Genomic DNA, 3,279 nt, shown 5'->3' with positions numbered 1-3,279 from the left:
GACGACATTCTAGCAGATCGAGGAGCGTTCGGATCAGGGCGCGGCAATCAGCGCAGCGATCGCGTCGTGGTAGCGCCGTTCCGCGATTTCGATCGGCCACGGTTCGAGAAGCGTATCGATCGCGCGGGGCAGGGGCTCCGGCCGGCCGAAATATTTGAGGCCCTCGTCGAGGCTGAAACCAGCGAGCCGCGTGGCTTCGAGGAACGCCGCTTGCCGATCGGCTTTCTTGATGCCGCGTTTCCAGGACGCGCTGATGTCCGCGGGGAGGCCGAAATGCAGATGGATCGCCGACAGAAGGCGCGACTCGATCACCTTGTAGGCGTCGCCGATCACCGCCTTGAACGGAGAAATGATGTCGCCGATCACATATTCCGGGGCATCGTGCAAAAGCACCGCGAGCCGCCAAGGCGCCGTCATGTCCGGCTCGAGATGATGCGCGATGGCACCCACGAGAAGGCTATGCTGGGCCACGGAGAATATGTAATCGCCGCCCGTCTGGCCGTTCCACCGGGCGACGCGAGCAAGACCATGGGCGATGTCGTCGAGTTCGACGTCGAGCGGGGACGGATCAAGCAGATCGAGGCGTCGGCCCGACAGCATGCGTTGCCAAACGCGCGGCTCTTTCGCCATCAGAGTTTCTCTGCGATCGCGGCCACCTCGGCATGGCGGTAGCAACCCGTGAGATGATCGTTGATCATGCCCACGGCCTGCATGAACGCATAGACGATCGTCGGCCCGACAAAATTGAATCCTTCCGCTTTCAGGGACTTGGAAATCTTGCGGGAGACGTCGTTCTCGGTCGGGATATGTCGACGCGTTTTAGCGTTGCTCTGAACAGGGCGCCCGTCGATGTAGTTCCACAGAAAGGGCGAGAAGCCGCCGCGCTCCTGAATGGCGAGCCAGGCGCGCGCGCCTGAAATCGTCGCCTCGATCTTGGCTCGGTTGCGCACGATGCCCGTGTTGAGCATCAGCGATTCCACTTGCGCGGCATCGAACCGCGCGATGGTCGCGGGATCGAATTGCGCGAAGGCTTCGCGAAAATTCTCTCGCTTCCGCAGGATCGTGATCCATGACAATCCAGCCTGGAAACCGTCGAGAATCAGCTTTTCGAACAAGGCCCGGTCGTCGAATTCCGGCACACCCCATTCTTCGTCATGATAGGCGACATAAAAGGGGTCGGTGCCGGGCCACCAGCAGCGGGTCTTGTTATCGGGGTGATGGATCAAACCGTCGGTCATGGAGACGGTGTAACGGTCTTGCCGTGAATCGGGAAGATCCCTCGGCGTCATCCGGCCGATTTTGCGCCGTAGACGTCGACGAGGTCGGCCATCGCCTGAGCGGATCCGCCTTCCGTGGCGCGCAGGCCGGCGGCGACGCCGGTGCGATCCGGCTCATTGCGATTTTGGCTGACCTTCCATTTGCCCTCGATGCGGCCGATCGGGATCTCGATGCCGATGATACCTCTCAGCTGGGCCTCGATATAGGCGGGCGGTGCATCCTCGACCGACCACGGCTTGGCCTGGGAGGCCTCGTGCCTGGCGGTGAGCGCTCCGATCTGACGGATCAGCCATTGCGGGTCGTCGATGACCTTCAGCGGCCCATAGGCTTGGACAAGGGCGTAATTCCACGTGGGGACGACCTTCCCGGTCTCGCGCTTGGTCTCGTACCAAGAGGGCGTGACGTAGGTGTCGACACCCTGAAAGATCACCAGTGCCTCGTGGCTGGGGTCGAAATCGCGCCATTGGGCGTTGGCGCGGGAGAGATGCGCCCGAAGCGTCCCGCGCTCCGAGGCGTCCGGATCGAGATGAAACGGCAGCGGGTTGGCGGACAGGCCGCCGCTACCGATCGTCACCAGCATTCCGAGCGGATGCGCGCGGATCAGCGCGTGCTGGACGTCGAGCCGCTCTTCGCGGAAATGGGGAGGCTGGTACATGACGGGCCCTTGGCGAGCTGAACTTTCGACGCCGACCCTAACGCCGGTTTGAAGAGTGCGACCAATCAAAAATTTTGCGCCGATCGATCACCCGGCATCAAGGTTTGGCGGGAAAATCGAAACGGGCCCAATCCGGTTTCACGAGCGTCACGGGGATACCGCCGGCGCGGATCGTCTGCCCCGCCGCCAGTGCGTCCCCGGCCCGGTCGAGGCGGATCATCAGGAGGCCGCGCCCCTCGGCGCCGGTCCCCGTTTTTCCGAGAACCTTTTCCCCGGCGACGACGTCGACGCCGGCCTCCGCGGCAAACCCGCCCTCATAGGTGGCGGGAACGAGCCGGGTCCGCGCGGTGCCGCGATGCTGCATGCGGGACACCACTTCCTGGCCGATGTAGCACCCTTTGTCGAAATCGACCCCGTTGAGCTGATCCATCAGCGCCTCGTGCGGAAACGCATCGCCGAAGATGAAATCGCGGCCACCTTCCGGAACCCCGAGGGCGATCCTGTGTGCGTGATAGGCCTCTGCGGGGACGTCCGCGAATTCGGGAACATCCGAGGCCGCGACGATGGCGCGCCAGCCGAGCGCGGGCACGCGCGGATCGTCGGCGATCAGGCCGGCATCGTCGTCCGGCTTCATTGCCCCGTCCCAGCCGGCAACGACCGCGAGGGTCTCCGATAGATCTTCGATCCGGACCTTGGCGCGAAGCTTGTAGAAGCCGAGACGCTTGGCGAGATCGCCGGAATGGCCCTTCAAGACGTCGAGATAATAGCCGCCCTCGATCGCCTGCGGCGCCTCGAACACGATGAAATCGAAGAGAATTTTGCCTTGCGGCGTGAGGAGGCCGCCAAGGCGCGCGGCCTGGGGCGAGATCTTGTCGAGATCGCACGTGATCAGGCCTTCGAGGAAGGCCTTGACATCCTCACCGGTCACTTTCACGACGCCGCGATCGTCCAAATGCGCTACAGGCATGCTCTCGCTCCAGTTGCCGTCTGATCAAGCCTGACATATGCCGAGCCGGTAGCAGCCTCAAGAGCGAGCCCACCATGACCCAGACCTTCGACTTGATCCTCAAGGGCGGAATCGTCGTCAACCAGGACGGCCGGGCCGAGCGCGATGTCGGCGTGGTCAAGGGTAGGATCGCGGCGATCGGCGATCTTTCGCGCGCCTCGGCCGCTCGGACGATCGATTGCCACGGCCTTCATATTCTCCCGGGCGTGATCGATACGCAGGTCCATTTCCGCGAACCCGGTCTCGACCACAAGGAAGATCTCGAATCAGGATCGCGCGCGGCGGCCATGGGCGGCGTCACGGCGGTGTTCGAGATGCCCAATACCGAACCGCAAACCAC

At 63.3% G+C, this 3,279-nt stretch carries 5 protein-coding genes; 1 reads left to right on the top strand and 4 read right to left on the bottom strand.

Going from position 1 to position 3,279, the window contains the following annotated elements; all coding sequences use genetic code 11:
• Positions 1-33: 33 nt before the first annotated feature.
• The 4 genes from AC1DT3_RS16005 to ygfZ form a co-directional block, all read right to left on the bottom strand.
• A complete protein-coding gene (locus AC1DT3_RS16005; protein WP_477466233.1) occupies positions 34-630 on the bottom strand; it encodes a YfbR-like 5'-deoxynucleotidase in 597 nt (198 codons plus the stop codon).
• The gene (locus tag AC1DT3_RS16000) at positions 630-1,238 is read right to left on the bottom strand and encodes a DNA-3-methyladenine glycosylase I (RefSeq protein WP_477466234.1); all 609 of its coding nucleotides are present in this window, start codon (positions 1,236-1,238) and stop codon (positions 630-632) included. The genes AC1DT3_RS16005 and AC1DT3_RS16000 overlap by 1 nt, the downstream gene beginning before the upstream one ends.
• A gap of 47 nt (positions 1,239-1,285) precedes the next feature.
• Entirely contained in the window at positions 1,286-1,933 is a 648-nt protein-coding gene (locus AC1DT3_RS15995; protein WP_477466232.1) for an FMN-binding negative transcriptional regulator, read from the bottom strand.
• 97 nt (positions 1,934-2,030) lie between these two features.
• Positions 2,031-2,900 carry a CAF17-like 4Fe-4S cluster assembly/insertion protein YgfZ gene (gene ygfZ, locus AC1DT3_RS15990; RefSeq protein WP_477466231.1) on the bottom strand — a complete coding sequence of 290 codons (870 nt, stop codon included), beginning with the start codon at positions 2,898-2,900 and terminating at the stop codon, positions 2,031-2,033.
• A 74-nt stretch (positions 2,901-2,974) separates the two neighbouring features.
• On the opposite strand from ygfZ, the gene AC1DT3_RS15985 reads away from it, so the two are divergent.
• Positions 2,975-3,279, top strand: a 305-nt coding sequence (locus AC1DT3_RS15985; protein WP_477466230.1) for an amidohydrolase family protein, incomplete at its 3' end; no start/stop codon positions are given.

This window comes from Microvirga sp. P4_G7 (genome assembly GCF_056401005.1).
The sequence above is the reverse complement of the archived record's forward strand: the minus strand, read 5'-3'. Positions and strand labels throughout refer to the sequence as shown.

Bases quoted from the DNA above. Each gene is read 5' to 3' on its own strand.
- AC1DT3_RS15995 (WP_477466232.1), bottom strand. From the start codon at position 1,933: ATGTACCAGCCTCCCCATTTCCGCGAAGAGCGGCTCGACGTCCAGCAC.
- AC1DT3_RS16005 (WP_477466233.1), bottom strand. From the start codon at position 630: ATGGCGAAAGAGCCGCGCGTTTGGCAACGCATGCTGTCGGGCCGACGC.
- AC1DT3_RS16000 (WP_477466234.1), bottom strand. From the start codon at position 1,238: ATGACCGACGGTTTGATCCATCACCCCGATAACAAGACCCGCTGCTGG.
- ygfZ (WP_477466231.1), bottom strand. From the start codon at position 2,900: ATGCCTGTAGCGCATTTGGACGATCGCGGCGTCGTGAAAGTGACCGGT.